This window comes from Clostridium sp. CAG:221, assembly GCA_000435835.1.
GTDB lineage: Bacteria > Bacillota > Clostridia > Clostridiales > Clostridiaceae > Clostridium.
This window is the reverse complement of record FR883390.1, coordinates 26,481-42,159: the sequence shown is the minus strand read 5'-3', so window position 1 is coordinate 42,159 and position 15,679 is coordinate 26,481. Positions and strand designations below refer to the sequence as shown.

Below are 15,679 nucleotides of genomic sequence, written 5' to 3'. Positions count from 1 at the left end.
AGGTGGAGCTTTTATGGAAAATATACAATATGTGAAGGGAGAACCTTTTTTTAATAGGTTAAATAAAGTCACTAGACAATATAAGTATTTAACTGAAGATATAGATACTGAAGTAATTATCATAGGTGGTGGAGTCACTGGAGATATTTTATCATATTACTTTAGTAAGAAAGATATAAGTAATGTGGTGGTGAAAAAGAAAGGGTTGCACATGGAAGTACAGGAATTACTACAGCTTTATTACAATATGAATTAGATGGAAACTATAGTGAACTAAAGCAATATTCAAAAGGTAAAGATATAATAAGAGCATATAAGCTTGGCTTAAAGGCTTTAAAAGAAATAGATAATATTATAAATGAGTATGGTAATGAATGTGATTATGAAGTAAGAGATACATTATTATATACAGGTAAAAAATTAGAGTATGAAGAAATTAAGAATGAATATGCAATAAGAAAAGAAAACGGAATAGATGTTAAATTTATTGATGAGAAAACTAATCCATTTTCCTTTGATTTAAAGGCAGGAGTATACTCAATAAATGGAGGAGCAGAAATAGATCCATATAAGTTTACTATGGAATTATTAACTATATCAGAGGAAAATGGTAGTAGGATTTTTGAAAATACAGAAGTAGTACAATTAAAGTATGAAGATGATGAAGTGAAAGCAATTACAAAATATGGCTATGTGGTTACAGGGAAAATAGCTATAGTAGCAACAGGATATAACACAAAATTATTTACCAATAGGACCTTTGGTACCAAGAGTACCACATTTAATATTGTAACTAAGCCTGTAAAGTCTTTTGAGGGATGGAGCAATAAGGTTTTAATAAGAGATAATAAAGATCCTTACAACTATTATAGGACAACAAAAGATAATAGGATTATAGCTGGTGGAGAAGATGTAAACTTTATACCTGATATTAATAATGAGGATAATGGGAAAGAAAAATATGCAATACTAGAACAAAGATTAAAGAAAATGTTTCCTTTCATAGAAAATATAGAAGCACAATATAAATATTGTGGTGCATTTGCATCAACAAATGATAACTTGGGGTTTTTGGGGAAGGATCCAGAAAAACCACAGCTTTGGTATTGTTTAGGGTATGGGGCTAATGGAATTTTATTTGCTATTTTAGGTGGAGTAATGTTAAGTGAATTATATTGTGGAAATTATAATGAGGATTTAGAACTTTTTAGAGTAGATAGATTTAATTAATAAAGTAAGAAGGAGCCTAAACAAGCTCCTTCTTAAAAATAAATGTTACTGATATATATCATTTTTATCTGGCATGATTATAGCACAGATAAAATAAAAAATTAGCATTGTAGAAAATGATGCAAGTATTAAAAATAATGCTATTACCCTTACTAAGGTTACATCAAGATTTAAAAATTCTGCAAAGCCAGCACATACTCCAGCAACTTTCTTTTCAGCAGTTATTTTATATAATCTTTTTTTCAAAGTATCACCTCACATTTATAATTATAAATTATACTATAAAACTCCACTAAAGGTATAGATATTTAAAAAAATCTTTAAAGGAGAATGGTTATGAAAAAAATAGAGCAATAATTTCATTTATTACATTTAGAAGGCGAAATAAAATTAAATATTTACCTTCTTTTTTTTTGGTGTATTACGAACAATACAACTTGAATGTATTAAAACTAAATGATAAAATTACATGGTAAAAATGACTAACTTATACATTAAAAGGTGAGACACGGAGGATAAATATGAAAAAAGAAATGAAGAGGAACATTTTTGCCATAGTTTCAGTATTAATCATAAGTATAGCAATTATTATGGTTTCAAAAAGTATATTTCCAGATGGATTTATAGAGGACAGATATGGTAAGGGAGCAGAATTTTATAATGGAGTAATTACTGAAATAATTGAAGAAGATTTAAATAAAGATCCTATTTTAGATGGTGTAGAAATAGGTTATCAAAAAGTAATTGCTAAGGTAACAGAAGGTCAATATAAAGATAATACATATGAAATAAAAAATAACATAAGTAGGCTTTATAACTATAAAGTTGAAGAAGGAACAAAAGTTGTATTGATTCTTTACAAACAAAATAATGGAAATATGATTTGGGATGTATATGGATATGATAGAAGTAGTATGATATATGTTTTAGCAGGTATTTTTATCATAGTGGTAATTATAATTGGAGGAGTAAAAGGAATTAAATCATTAGTTTCTCTTATGTTCACCCTTGTGACAGTGATTTTTTTAATGTTGCCATTAATGTTTAGAGGAGTAGAGCCTATGTTGGCTGCTGTTGTATCTGCAACATTAAGTATCATAGTGACCTTGTCTTTAGTTTCAGGTATTAATAAGAAGACAGTTACAGCTATTATAGGAACTATCTCGGGAGTTGTAATTTCAGGAATCATTGCTTATATCTTTGGTGAGTTAACTCATAGTTCAGGGATGACAATGAACGATACTGAAAGTCTTATATATATAGCAGAAGGGACAAATCTTAAGGTTAAGGGAATAATGTTTGCAGGAATATTAATTGCATCACTAGGCGCGGTAATGGATGTAGCAATGTCCATATCATCATCTTTATTTGAAATATATGAAGTAAATAAAAATATCAAACAAATAGATTTATTTAAAAGTTCCATGAATATAGGAAAGGATATTATAGGAACAATGACTAATACCTTAATTCTAGCTTTTGCAGGAGGATCTATCACTACTTTGATATTAATTTTTACTGCTAACATGCCTTATAATAAATTTATAAATCTTGAAGTGCTAGCAATAGAGATAATTCAAGGTTTAGCTGGTAGTATTGGAATAGTGTTGTCAGTGCCAATAACTGCTGCTGTAGGAAGCTATTTATGTAGGAAAAAGGAGTCATAAGACATTTAGTTAATTAAAAAGCATAAGCTGTTGAAAATCAACAATTTATGCTTTTTTATATTATTCTTCAATAAGTTGTGCCTTTACGTAATTTGGCAAAGCAAAGCAGCCTACATGTAAATCTGTATTATAATATTTAGTTTCTAGTCCTAATGAATTCCAGTATGCTGCATCTAAATCTTTAATTGGATGAAATGTTTTTGAAGCAAAACAGAACATCCAATGGCCTGAAGGATATGTTGGTATATGATATTGATATGCTTCACATATAGGGAATAAGGAATTTAATTTATTAAATGAACGCTTCATTTCTTTTGAATTTAAAGGATAATAAGGACTTTCACATTGATTGATAAGGATGCCTTTTTCTGTTAAAGCATTAAAGCAATCAGTGTAGAAGTCCATAGTAAATAGTCCTTCACCTGGTCCAATAGGATCTGTAGAATCTATAATGATTAAATCATAAAGATTTTCTTTACCTTTAACGAATTTAATACCATCTTCAAAGAATAAACTAACTCTTTCATCAGTTACCATTGTCCAATTATCTATTACTAAAACCTTACCAAATTCGTAAGTGTCGATTATATCTATTTTTTGAAAGTCGCTTTGTTTTGAATAAAGATGACTTTTTACTTTCATTGAAAAATTAACATTATTAGTTTGATTTTCAGTGTACCATAGTTCCATATTGCTCATATTACATTCCCTCCGGTTTGAATTTTACTGATATATTATCATAAATTCCATTTGCAAAAGCTTTTATTTTATCAACAACACCTCTTGCAACTTCTGTAGATTCGTCCATCCAATTGATAAATATTTCACTAGTAAAAAAGCTTTATTCATAAAACCTCCTAAAATGTAAAATACAATGTTTACTAAGAGTAAACTTTAAGTTAATATATACTAACCTTTTTAATTTTACCGATATTTAATTTATATGTCAATAATTACATAAAACCCTTGACAACTTTTGGTAAAAAGTGGTATTATTTCAATGAATACTTTAGCGAGTTAAAGTATTGAAGTGGAGGTGGGTAAAATAAAAAAAGTAATACCAGAAGGTACAAGAGATTACACCATAGAAGAATGTTTTAAAAGAAATAAAATTATTGAGAAAATTAAAAATATTTTTAGCTTATGGGGATATAGAGAGGTATCAACCCCCACCATTGAGTATTTTGATAATTTTAACAGTAAAACAAAAACACTAAAAGAAGAAGAAATGTATAAATTTTTTGATAATAGAGGCCATATATTGGTTTTAAGGCCAGATATGACTGTACCAGTAGCAAGAATGGTTGCAACAAAGTTAAAAGATTTAGATACACCACTGAAGCTTTCTTATTGTTCCAGCATTTTTAGGGTTCATGAAAGCTTTCTTGGAGGAAGAAATGAATATTTAGATTGTGGAGTAGAACTTATTGGAGTAAAGGATAGGTTAGGTGATTTAGAAATAATCACAACTGCCATAGAAACATTAAAAAATGTAACTAATAAGAGTTTTAAATTAGATATTGGTTATGTAAATATATTAAAAACTGCCATGAATGAAATGGGGATAACTGAAAATCAGCAAGAATATATTGCTGATTTAATTGAAAAGAAAAGCTTAATTTCTTTAAGTGAATATGTTAAATCATTAAATATAAATGAAAGCGAAAAAGAACTATTAATTGATTTTCCTAATTTATTTGGTGAAGAGGATGTCATAATTAAGGCTAAATCTCTTACTAAAAATAAAAATATATTAGCAAGTATTACTTATTTAGAAAATATATATTTAGGGTTAAAACAACTTGGATATGAACAGTATATTTCAATAGATATGGCTATGGTGCCAAGATTAGATTATTATACAGGCATTATTTTTAGAGGATATATTGAAGGAGTAGGTAGAAATGTTTTAAGAGGCGGACGATATGATAGGCTCATTAAATCATTTGGCAGAGATATGCCTGCTGTAGGATTTTCCATTGGAGTTGAATTGCTTTTAGATAATATCACTGAAGAAAATCAAGATGAGATAAAAGAAATTATATTGGAACAGGATAATGAAATTGAAGCTGTAAGAAAAGCAATTTTAAGTACTCAAAAAGGTAAAGAAATTAAATTTAAATATAAAGATTAGGAGAAGAAATATGGCTATAAGTATTGCACTTACTAAAGGAAGGTTAGAAGAAAATGCTGTTATGTTAATGGAAAAGGCTGGTTTTGGCATTGAGGAACTAAAGAATAAAGGAAGAAAATTGATATTTAATGATTCTAAAGAAGATATTAGATATTTTTTAGTAAAGGCAAAAGATACAATAACTTATGTTGAGCATGGGGCAGCAGATATTGCCATAGTAGGGAAGGATACACTTTTAGAAGCTGAGCCAAATTATTATGAGGTTCTTGATTTAGCTATAGGACAATGTAAATTTATTGTGGCTGCATTACCTAATGTAAATTTATTTAATACCGTTGGACATGTAAAAATTGGTAGCAAGTATCCTAAAGTAGCAAAAGATTATTTTAAATCTAGAGGTATGGATGTGGAAATAATTAAGATTGAAGGATCTGTGGAATTAGGACCTTTGCTTGGAATTTGTCAAGGTATTGTAGATATTATGGAGACGGGGACAACTCTCAAGGAAAATGGATTAATAGTTTTAGATGAAATATGTGATATAAGTGCACGTATTATAGTAAATAAAACTAGTTATAAGTTAAAAAGAAAAGAAATAAATGTTTTTTTAGATAGAATTAAAGCAGTAATTTAAAGGAGAAAACTTATGTTTAATATAATTTTTGAAAATGATGTTTTAGCAGTAAAAAAATTAATAGAAGAAAGAAGATATGATGAAAATGATATAACGGAAAAAGTAAAAGAAATAATAAGTAATGTGAGAATAAATGGTGATAAAGCTTTAAGAGAATATTCTAAAAAATTTGATGGTGTAGATATAAAAGAGTTTTTAGTTTCAGAGGAGGAAATTGAAGAAGCTTATAGTGAAGTCGATGAAAAAGTCATATGTGCGCTTAAAGAAAGTAAGGAAAATATAGAGTCATATCATATGTTACAAAAAAATAGAGGGTATTTATATAGCAAGGATTTAGGCGTATATATGGGTCAGCGGATAATTCCACTTGAAAGTGTTGGTGTTTATGTACCTGGAGGTAAGGCAGCATATCCTTCTTCTGTATTGATGAATGTAGTACCAGCAAAAGTAGCTGGCGTTAAAAATATAATTATAGTTACTCCGCCTAAAAGTGATGGCAAGATAAACAAAAATATTTTAGCAGCAGCTAAAATTGCTGGTGTAGATAAGATATTTAAAATAGGTGGTGCACAAGCTATAGGAGCATTAGCTTATGGAACAGAATCCATTCCGAGGGTTTTAAAAATTGTAGGCCCTGGAAATGCCTATGTAGCAGAAGCAAAGAGAATGGTTTTTGGTGCAGTTGATATAGATATGATAGCAGGACCAAGTGAAATATTAATAATTGCTGATGAAAAGGCTAATACCAAGTTTATTGCTGCAGACTTAATGTCTCAAGCGGAACATGATGAAAGAGCATCATCCATATTATTAACCACATCATTAAAATTAGCTAAGGAAGTTATTGAAGAAATTTCTATTCAAATGAAGGATTTAAATAAAAAAGATATTATTGCAAAATCTTTAAAGAATTATGGTAAAGCTATAGTGTGCACTTCCATAGAAAATGCAATAAATATAGCTAATGAAATAGCGCCTGAGCATTTAGAGCTTATGGTTACAAATTCCATGGAATATTTAGAATCTATTAAAAATGCAGCATCTATATTTCTAGGAGAGTACACTCCAGAACCAGTGGGAGATTATTTTGCTGGTACTAATCATGTTCTTCCAACAGGTGGAACTGCAAAATTTTCATCACCTCTTTCTGTTGATGATTTTGTTAAGAAATCATCATATATTTATTATTCAAAAGCAGCACTAGAAAGGGATGGAGAAAAAATAATGTCCATTGCTGCAGAAGAGGGACTTATGGCTCACAGAAATTCCATAAAAGTGAGGTGGGCTGATGAAGGAGATAAATGAATATAAAGCAGAACAAATACAAGGCCAGTATATAAGGTTAAACGCAAATGAGAGCAATAGTATATTTTCTAAAGGAGAAATTATTGATATGCTCTTAAGTCTGCAGCTAGATAATTTTAATAGATATCCAGATACTAGCACAAAAGAGTTAAGAAAGGCATATGGAAAGTTTATTGGCTATAGCTATAGAAATATATTAGCTGGAAATGGATCTGATCAATTAATAGGAGTAGTGATTTCATCATATATCAATAAAGGAGATAAAATATTAACATTACAACCGGATTTTTCAATGTATGATTTTTATGCTTCCTTAAATGAAGGGCAACTAGTAAAGCTTGATATAGGTAAAAAAGGAAAGTTTGCAGTTAAAGATTTAATTGCTTTAGGAAAAAAGGAATCACCTAAGATGATAATTTTCTCCAATCCTAATAATCCTACAGGATATGAGCTTTCTGTAGAAGAAATAGAAGAGTTGTTAAGTAATTTTAGAAATATAAAGATACTGGTAGATGAGGCATATATAGAGTTTGGTGGCGAAAGTGCATTAAATCTAATTGAAAAATATGAAAACTTATATATCACCAGAACAATGTCAAAGGCTTGGGGAATAGCAGCTCTTAGAATTGGATTTGTAATTTCAAATGAAAAGAATATAAAGGAATTGGAAAGTTTTATGGTTCCTTATAGCATTAATAGTATTTCTCAAGAAATTGCAATAAAGATATTAAGCTATAAAGAAGAGATATTTGAAAATATTGAAATCATTAAAGATGAGAGAAACCGTTTATACAAAGCATTTAAAGAATTAGAGAATTTACAGAAAAATAAAATTAAGTTTTATAAATCCCAGGGAAATTTTATTTTTGCTAGAAGTAAGTATAAACAACAATTAAAGGAAGCACTAGAAGAGGAAGGGATAATTATTAGATATTTTAAAGACGATAGTTTTAGGATTACTATAGGAAAAAGGGAAGAAAATGATCAAGTATTAAGAGTGATTAGTAAAGTGATTTTTAGTATGGAGGATTGAGATGAAAGAAAGAAAAGCACAATATAGCAGAAAAACAGAAGAGACAAATATCAGTGTATCACTTTTTTTAGATGGAGAAGGCAAAAATAAAATTGATACACCTATTGGTTTTTTAAATCATATGCTTACTCTTTTTTCTTTTCATAGCAATATTGATTTAGAAGTTATGGCCACTGGAGATATGGACGTTTGTGATCATCATATAGTAGAAGATGTGGCAATAGCACTAGGAATAGCATTAAAAGAAGCACTTAATCACAAGGAAGGCATAAAGAGATATGGCACATTTTACTTACCTATGGATGAATCTTTGGCAATGGTCTCAATAGATATAAGTGGAAGAGCTTATTTATGTTTTAATGGTGATTTTAAAAGAGAAAAGATAGGTGATTTTTCCACTGAAATGGTGAAGGAATTTTTTAGGGCTATAGCTTTTAATGCAGCAATGACAATACACTGTAATATTTTCTATGGAGAAAATGATCATCATAAGATAGAAGCACTTTTCAAAGCTTTTGGACATGCTTTAAAGGAAGCAGTAGCAATTGAGGGTAATAATATTCCATCTAGCAAGGGAGTGATAGGGTGATTGTAATTATAGACTATGGCATGGGAAATTTAAGAAGTGTTGAGAATTCTTTAAAAAAATTAGGGATTAAATATAAGATATCTGGAGAGAAAAAAGATATTTATGAAGCAGATGGACTTATATTGCCAGGGGTAGGAGCATTTAGGGACGCAATGGAAAACTTGCAAAAAAGAAGACTTATAATACCTATTAGAGAAAAGGTAAAGGAGGGATATCCTTTTCTAGGGATATGCCTTGGGATGCAAATGCTTTATGAAGCAGGATATGAAGGTGAAAGAAGTGAAGGTCTTGGTTTTTTACAAGGAAGTATTAAGCTTATGGAACCTAAAGAAGATGTTAAAATACCACATATAGGATGGAACAGATTGGAAATAAAGAGGAATCATAAAATTTTAAAGGATTTATCTAAAGAAGCTTATGTATATTTTGTTCATAGCTATATGGCAGTTGGAACAAAGCAGGATGAAGTAATTGCTGAAACGGAATATGGCAAAATAAATATCCCTGCTTTGGTGGGACGAGATAATATAATTGGAGCACAGTTTCACCCAGAAAAAAGTGGTGAAGAGGGCTTAAAGATTTTAAGATCGTTTGGGGAGATGATAAAATGATAGTAATACCAGCAATAGATATAATTGAGGGACAAGCAGTAAGGTTATATAAAGGTGATTATAGTAAAAAAGAGATTATTGGACAAAAGATTATGGATATTGCCAAGTATTTTAATGAAATAGGTGCAGGTGCTATACATATGGTGGACTTAGATGGAGCTAAAGAAGGCCATATGGTTAATGGTGAAATAATAACAAAAGTTGCAAGATTAGTAGATGTACCAGTTGAAGCAGGAGGAGGAATAAGAACATATGAGGATATTGAATATCTCATAGAAAATGGCGTAAGCAAAGTTATATTAGGTACTTCTGCCATTGAGAATCAAGAGCTTTTAATAAAAGCAGTGAAAAAATTTAGAGAAAAGATTGCCATAGGAATAGATTGTAAAAGGGGATATCTATGCGTTAATGGATGGCTTAAAGAAAGTAAAATATATTATACAGATTTTATAAAAAAGTTAGAAGAACTGGGTATTGAAAATATCATAGTAACAGATATAAATCGGGATGGAACCATGGAAGGGACAAATTTGCAGTTAATAGAAGATATAAAGAATATTACCTCAATGAAGGTGACAGCATCAGGAGGTATAAAGGATATTAAAGATATAGAGGCGTTAAAAAACATAGATATATATGCTGCAATAACAGGAAAGGCTGTTTATAATGGTAGTCTTAATTTAAAAGAAGCAATCACTATCTGTAAAGAAAGCAGGTGATTAGATGCATACTAAAAGAATAATTCCATGCCTTGATGTGAAGGATGGTAAAGTTGTAAAGGGGATAAATTTTAAAGGTTTAATAAATGTGGGAGATCCAGTTGAGCTTGGTAAATATTATTATGAAGCTGGTGCTGATGAGCTGGTGTTTCTTGATGTGACAGCAACTAATGAAGGACGAGGTATAATGGAAAAAGTAGTTGAAAAGGTGTCGGAAAACATATTTATACCTTTTACTGTGGGAGGCGGAATATGTAGTATAGAAGATATAAAAAGAATTTTAAGGGCTGGTGCTGATAAAGTAAGTTTGAATTCAGCAGCTGTGAAGGATAAACAGCTTATAAAAAGTGGCTCTTATTATTTTGGAAATCAATGTATAGTACTAGCAGTAGATGCCAAAAGGAATAAAGAAATGAGTAGATGGGAAGTAATGGTTAATGGGGGGCGAATAAATACAGGTATTGATGCTTTAAAGTGGATTGAAGAAGCAGTTAAATTAGGAGCAGGAGAAATATTGTTAACATCAATGGATGCTGATGGAACAAAGAGTGGATTTGATATTGAACTTACTAAAGCTGTTAATAATATAGTGAATGTTCCTGTTATTGCTTCTGGTGGAGCAGGAAAAAAAGAAGATTTTTATGAAGTTTTTAAATATGCAAAAGCTGATGCTGCACTGGCAGCTTCTTTATTTCATTATAATCAATTGGAAATTTTAGAACTTAAAGATTATCTTAGAAGTAAAAAAATAGATGTTAGAGAATAGGAGAAGTATTATGAACAATAGCTATAAAATAGATTTTCATAAGAATGGTGGCTTAGTACCTGCAATTATTCAAGACTTTAATAGCGGACAGATACTGATGCTTGGTTATATGTCAGAGGAAAGCTTTCAAAAAACCATTGAAGATGGTACTGTTTGGTTCTTTAGTAGAAGTAGAAATGAACTTTGGCATAAAGGAGAGACATCAGGAAACTATCAAATAGTAAAAGAGATACGGTTAGATTGTGACCAAGATACATTACTTATAAAAGTTCATCAAATAGGTGGGGCATGCCATACAGGATCATATACTTGCTTCTTTAGGAGGATATATGGAGAAGATTATTAAAGAATTGTATGAGACAATTATAAATAGGAAAGAAGCGGGGAATGATGGATCATATACAAAGTATTTACTAGATAAGGGCACTAACAAAATTTTAAAAAAGGTTGGAGAAGAATGCACTGAAGTAATTATATCTTGTAAAGAAGACAATAAAGAAGAACAGATAAATGAGTTTGCGGATTTAATCTATCATATTTTGGTATTGATGGTAGATAGAAATATTTCTATTAAGGAAATTGAAGAAGAACTAATTAAAAGAAGTAAGAAGATCAATAACTTCAAAGGTGAAAGAAAAAATATAGAAAAATTATAACTCTATGATTTTATCATAGAGTTATATACTAGCATAAGCAGTTTCATAGCTACTATCAGATTCTAAATCAACTTCTAAGGCAAGGCTGATGGATTTGCTTGAAGATAAATTTTTTGTTTCTTTACAGGAATTATCAATATAGTTAACTATTAAGGTAATAATTAATAATAAAGTTAAAAATAAAATTGTCTTTTTTAGTTTATATATATTATTTTTCATAAGAACACTCCTTTTTCATATTAACTATATTAATTTAGATGTGATGATGCCTAAATTAGATGGTTATTCATTGTGTAAGATGATTAAGAAAAATGATGCAGAAGTAAGCATAATCTTCCTGACAGCACTAGGCGATGAAAGTAGTGAAGTAAAGGGATTTGATTTAAAGGCTGATGATTACATAAGCAAGCCATTTTCATTTAATATATTAATAAAGAGAGTGGAAGCTGTCCTTAGAAGGAAGAAGGAAGAACCTGTTAAGCTTGAGACACTGGAGTTTGGCAGTATAAAGCTGCAACTAGATACTTATAAGGTTTATGTTGATGAAGAGGAAGTGGAACTGACACTTAAAGAGTTTAATATTCTTAAATTTATGATTCAAAGTTATCCTATGGTAGTATCTAGGGAAATGCTAATGGATAAGGTCTGGGGCTATGAATATTATGGAGATACAAGAGTAATTGATGCTCATATGAAGAATATTAGAAAAAAAATCAAAGAGGATTATATTAAAACTATCAAAGGAGTAGGATATGTTCTGGAGAAATAAGTGGGAGAGCTTAGGAGTAAAAAAGAAAATTTTTATTACCAGCACTCTATTGATAGGTATTTCATTTATCTTGCTATATAGTGTAATATATGTGTTCATGCCCAAAGTATATAATACATATAAGATGAATAAGATATATGCAAATATATCGGAATTACAAACAGAGCTCAGCGAAAATGAGCATATAGATTTATATAAAGTTTTAGATGATTTTTCTTATAATAATAATGTCAGCACATTGGTTTTAGATGAGAATACTGAAAATGGAATGAGCAATATAGTGTATAGTTCAGAAAGACAGGATTCAAAACAAATCAATATACCGTCAGGTAATAGTACACAAAAGCCCAATGACTTTAAGTTTGAAGCAAATAGAGATAAATTAGGCAAAGAAAAGATGAATTTTAATGATCAAAGAGCATTTGGTAATGCTGATAATATTGTCAATGAGGTATATATTAAAAGTTTGGATAAATATTGTATTCTAAGAGTGCATGTATATGTAAAGCCAATAGATGAAGCAACAACAATAGTATCATTATTTTTCCCATTTGCAATATTGGTGAGTCTTGTTATGGCGTTATTAATATCTACCTATTATTCAAGAGTGGTGAGTAAGCCGCTGATAAAAATAAATGAAGCAGCTAAGAAGATGGCAAAGCTTGATTTTGATAATTATATAGAAGTTGATGGGCAAGATGAAATTGCTGAATTATCTACAAGTTTAAATTATATGAGTAAGAATTTGAAAGAAACTTTAGAGGAGCTTGAAAGAGTTAATTTGAAGCTTACAGAAGATATTGAAAGAGAGCGAAATATTGAAAAAGAAAGAAGAGAGTTTATAGGGGTAATTTCACATGAATTAAAGACTCCAATTACAGTTATTAGTGGACAATTAGAAGGTATGATTTATGGAATCGGTAAATATAAGGATAGAGATAAGTATTTAAAAGAGAGCTTTAATGTTACACAAAACATGAGAGAACTTGTACAAGAGTTATTACAGCTTACGGAAAAAGAAAATAGCATGGTAAAATGTAAAAAAGAATATGTAAATTTAACAAATCTTATTAATGAAATTGCCTATGAACTAAAATATTTTATAGAAGAAAAAAGCATAAATATACAAATTGATTTGGAAAAAGATATTATAGTTGAAGGTGATAGTAACTTAATAAAAAAGGCATTTACTAATATTATAAAAAATGCAATTACTCATACACCAAGAGGAGAGCATATAATAATAAAAGGAGAGCTTCACAAAATTACTGTGGAAAATACAGGTGTAACTATTGAAAAAAATCAACTTGCAAAGGTATTTGATGCCTTTTATAGAGTTGATAAATCTAGAAATAGAAAGACTGGTGGAACAGGGCTTGGCTTATATATTGTAAAGACTATCTTTGATAAACATGGAAATATTAAATATAAAATGAATTCAAAGGAAAATTCTGTGGAGTTTGTGGTGGAATTCTAAAAAAAGCAGTCATTATGGGAAAAAATGACTGATTTTTAATGTTTGTGTAAAAATAATGTTGACAAAAATACTATGAGATTGTATTATACCAATATAGATGATAATGAATATCAATACAGAAAGATAATATATATCAGTAAGTTGCGGAGGATAAAATGAAAAAAAGATATTTAGCAATAGCTTTAGTAATACTATCGCTTATTTCTCTATTTATAGGGGTAAGCAATATAAGTATTAAAGATATATTAGCTGGTGACAGCAGTAAGATGCAGATAATTTTAATAAGCAGATTGCCAAGGCTTATCAGCATAGTAATTGCTGGTATGGGACTTAGTATAAGTGGTCTTATAATGCAGCAGATAAGTAGAAATAAGTTTACATCACCTACAACAGCAGGGACTATGGATTCAGCTAAAATGGGATTAATGTTTGCAATGTTATTTATGCCAAAGGCAGGGGTAATATCAAAGGCTGTTTTTTCATTTATCTTTGCGTTACTAGGATCTTTAATATTTATGACGATATTAAAGAAGTTAAAAGTGAAGAATATAATATTTGTACCTTTAGTAGGTATGATGTTTGGAAATCTTGTTAGCTCCATAACATCATTCATATCTTACTATAAAGACATGAATCAATCATTAAATGCTTGGTTTCAAGGAAGTTTTTCTACAGTGATGAAAGGAAATTATGAGCTTCTTTATTTATGTATACCAGCAATTATCTTAGCATTTATATATGCAAATAAATTTACCATAGCAGGAATGGGAGAAAGCTTTGCCACAAATCTAGGATTAAATCATGCAAGAGTAGTAAATATAGGTTTAATCTTAGTATCAGCAGTATCGGCACTGACTTTGGTTATGGTTGGGAATATTCCTTTCTTAGGACTTATTATTCCTAACTTAGTAAGCATTACTAAGGGGGATAATTTAAAAAATTCCTTAGTTGAGACATGCCTTTTTGGAGGAAGCTTTGTACTTCTATGTGACATAATCGGCAGAGTTATCATTGCCCCATATGAAGTTTCAATTGGTCTTACTGTAGGGGTTATAGGTAGTGCAATGTTCTTATACTTAGTTATGAGGAGGAAAAAATAATGCAGCTTAGCAGGGACAAAAAAGCCAAGAAGCAGATAATTATATTATTAATATTTACAATAATAGCGTCCATAGTGTTTGTCACTATTGGTATGAATAAAAATAATATGGATTATCTTTTAGCAAAAAGAATTCCAAAATTAATAGCCATATCTATAAGTGGTGGGGCAATAGCCTTTTCATCCATACTATTTCAGACAATATGCAATAACAGAATTTTAACACCTAGTGTATTGGGGTTAGACTCAGTATATAGCTTTATACAAACCATAGTTGTTTTTGCATTTGGTAGTACAAGCATTGTAATGACCAATAAAAATTTAAATTTTATTTTATCGTTAATAGGAATGTTGATTATTTCAACTTTACTATATAAGTTTGTTTTTGGAAGAAATAATAATGGAATAATGCATTTATTATTAGTGGGATTAATATTGGGAACATTTTTTAGCAGTCTTACATCATTTATGCAAGTGATTATTGATCCTAATGAGTATTTAACATTACAAAGTAAGCTTATAGCAAGTTTTAATAATGTAAATACTGATATAATTATTTTATGTATTCTGATAATTTTATGTATACTTCCTTTTATATATGATGAATTAAAACTACTTGATGTGATGGCATTGGGAAAAGAACAAGCTATAAATTTAGGGGTAAACTATGATAAAGTTATGAAAAAGCTTTTAATAGTAGTTGCTGTTATGACAGCAATGTCTACAGCATTAGTAGGACCATTAACATTCTTAGGACTTATAGTTGTAAATGTAACATATCAGATAGTAAAAAGCTTTAAACATAAATACATAATTAATACTTCAATATTAATAAGTATTTGTAGCATAATAGTTGGACTTATATTTGTTGAAAGAATATTTAAGTTCACTACGACTCTAGGCGTTATAATAAACTTTATAGGAGGATTATATTTCTTATATCTATTGCTTAAAGAATCAAAACTTTAGAGAATAAGAAAATATTTTTAA

Annotated in this window: 18 protein-coding genes and 1 pseudogene; 16 read left to right on the top strand and 3 right to left on the bottom strand. The window is 29.5% G+C overall.

Translation table 11 applies throughout. From position 1 onward, the window contains the following. Window positions 1-13: 13 nt before the first annotated feature. Window positions 14-1,230: pseudogene (locus Q5O44_RS05610) on the top strand (NAD(P)/FAD-dependent oxidoreductase). Between the two features lie 45 nt (window positions 1,231-1,275). Here the strand turns inward: Q5O44_RS05610 and Q5O44_RS05605 are convergent. Beyond that, entirely contained in the window at window positions 1,276-1,476 is a 201-nt protein-coding gene (locus Q5O44_RS05605) for a PspC domain-containing protein (RefSeq protein WP_022167414.1), read from the bottom strand. A gap of 275 nt (window positions 1,477-1,751) precedes the next feature. Between Q5O44_RS05605 and Q5O44_RS05600 the strand changes: the two genes are divergently transcribed. Continuing rightward, window positions 1,752-2,897 (top strand): YibE/F family protein, encoded by a 1,146-nt coding sequence (locus Q5O44_RS05600; RefSeq protein WP_022167413.1) that lies wholly within the window; start codon window positions 1,752-1,754, stop codon window positions 2,895-2,897. Window positions 2,898-2,957: 60 nt separating this feature from the next. Here the strand turns inward: Q5O44_RS05600 and Q5O44_RS05595 are convergent, their stop codons facing one another. Then, window positions 2,958-3,587 carry a hypothetical protein gene (locus tag Q5O44_RS05595; protein ID WP_302637489.1) on the bottom strand — a complete coding sequence of 210 codons (630 nt, stop codon included), beginning with the start codon at window positions 3,585-3,587 and terminating at the stop codon, window positions 2,958-2,960. Between the two features lie 346 nt (window positions 3,588-3,933). On the opposite strand from Q5O44_RS05595, the gene hisZ reads away from it, so the two are divergent. From hisZ to hisE, 10 genes are read left to right on the top strand one after another with little or no spacing between them, the layout of a single operon-like run. Then, complete coding sequence (gene hisZ, locus Q5O44_RS05590) at window positions 3,934-5,031, top strand: ATP phosphoribosyltransferase regulatory subunit (protein ID WP_302637487.1); 1,098 nt, start codon at window positions 3,934-3,936, stop codon at window positions 5,029-5,031. A 10-nt stretch (window positions 5,032-5,041) separates the two neighbouring features. Beyond that, entirely contained in the window at window positions 5,042-5,665 is a 624-nt protein-coding gene (hisG, locus tag Q5O44_RS05585) for an ATP phosphoribosyltransferase (RefSeq protein ID WP_022167410.1), read from the top strand. A 12-nt stretch (window positions 5,666-5,677) separates the two neighbouring features. Next, window positions 5,678-6,970, top strand: coding sequence for a histidinol dehydrogenase (gene hisD, locus Q5O44_RS05580; RefSeq protein ID WP_022167409.1), 1,293 nt, complete (start codon window positions 5,678-5,680; stop codon window positions 6,968-6,970). Continuing rightward, window positions 6,954-8,003, top strand: a complete 1,050-nt coding sequence (gene hisC, locus Q5O44_RS05575; protein WP_022167408.1) for a histidinol-phosphate transaminase — start codon at window positions 6,954-6,956, stop codon at window positions 8,001-8,003. Before hisD ends, hisC begins: the two co-directional genes overlap by 17 nt. Before the next feature lies 1 nt (window position 8,004). Then, the gene (gene hisB, locus Q5O44_RS05570; protein WP_022167407.1) at window positions 8,005-8,592 is read left to right on the top strand and encodes an imidazoleglycerol-phosphate dehydratase HisB; all 588 of its coding nucleotides are present in this window, start codon (window positions 8,005-8,007) and stop codon (window positions 8,590-8,592) included. After that, a complete protein-coding gene (gene hisH / locus Q5O44_RS05565) occupies window positions 8,589-9,203 on the top strand; it encodes an imidazole glycerol phosphate synthase subunit HisH (protein ID WP_022167406.1) in 615 nt (204 codons plus the stop codon). The genes hisB and hisH overlap by 4 nt, the downstream gene beginning before the upstream one ends. Beyond that, complete coding sequence (hisA, locus tag Q5O44_RS05560; RefSeq protein WP_022167405.1) at window positions 9,200-9,922, top strand: 1-(5-phosphoribosyl)-5-[(5-phosphoribosylamino)methylideneamino]imidazole-4-carboxamide isomerase; 723 nt, start codon at window positions 9,200-9,202, stop codon at window positions 9,920-9,922. Before hisH ends, hisA begins: the two co-directional genes overlap by 4 nt. Window positions 9,923-9,926: 4 nt before the next feature. Next, window positions 9,927-10,688, top strand: a complete 762-nt coding sequence (hisF, locus tag Q5O44_RS05555; protein WP_022167404.1) for an imidazole glycerol phosphate synthase subunit HisF — start codon at window positions 9,927-9,929, stop codon at window positions 10,686-10,688. 10 nt (window positions 10,689-10,698) lie between these two features. Continuing rightward, window positions 10,699-11,034, top strand: coding sequence for a phosphoribosyl-AMP cyclohydrolase (hisI, locus tag Q5O44_RS05550; protein ID WP_022167403.1), 336 nt, complete (start codon window positions 10,699-10,701; stop codon window positions 11,032-11,034). Continuing rightward, window positions 11,018-11,344: a phosphoribosyl-ATP diphosphatase gene (gene hisE, locus Q5O44_RS05545; protein WP_022167402.1), complete on the top strand. Its 327-nt coding sequence runs from the start codon at window positions 11,018-11,020 to the stop codon at window positions 11,342-11,344. Before hisI ends, hisE begins: the two co-directional genes overlap by 17 nt. 21 nt (window positions 11,345-11,365) lie before the next feature. On the opposite strand, the gene Q5O44_RS05540 is transcribed toward hisE, so the two are convergent. Beyond that, the gene (locus Q5O44_RS05540) at window positions 11,366-11,563 is read right to left on the bottom strand and encodes a hypothetical protein (RefSeq protein WP_022167401.1); all 198 of its coding nucleotides are present in this window, start codon (window positions 11,561-11,563) and stop codon (window positions 11,366-11,368) included. On the opposite strand from Q5O44_RS05540, the gene Q5O44_RS05535 reads away from it, so the two are divergent. The 4 genes from Q5O44_RS05535 (at window position 11,493) to Q5O44_RS05520 (ending at window position 15,658) form a co-directional block, all read left to right on the top strand. Beyond that, the gene (locus tag Q5O44_RS05535) at window positions 11,493-12,113 is read left to right on the top strand and encodes a response regulator transcription factor (protein ID WP_370545565.1); all 621 of its coding nucleotides are present in this window, start codon (window positions 11,493-11,495) and stop codon (window positions 12,111-12,113) included. The genes Q5O44_RS05540 and Q5O44_RS05535 overlap by 71 nt on opposite strands. After that, entirely contained in the window at window positions 12,097-13,590 is a 1,494-nt protein-coding gene (locus Q5O44_RS05530) for a HAMP domain-containing sensor histidine kinase (protein ID WP_022167399.1), read from the top strand. Before Q5O44_RS05535 ends, Q5O44_RS05530 begins: the two co-directional genes overlap by 17 nt. 155 nt (window positions 13,591-13,745) lie before the next feature. Further along, window positions 13,746-14,690 carry an ABC transporter permease gene (locus Q5O44_RS05525; protein WP_022167398.1) on the top strand — a complete coding sequence of 315 codons (945 nt, stop codon included), beginning with the start codon at window positions 13,746-13,748 and terminating at the stop codon, window positions 14,688-14,690. Further along, window positions 14,690-15,658 (top strand): iron chelate uptake ABC transporter family permease subunit, encoded by a 969-nt coding sequence (locus tag Q5O44_RS05520; protein WP_022167397.1) that lies wholly within the window; start codon window positions 14,690-14,692, stop codon window positions 15,656-15,658. Before Q5O44_RS05525 ends, Q5O44_RS05520 begins: the two co-directional genes overlap by 1 nt. Window positions 15,659-15,679: the final 21 nt, after the last annotated feature.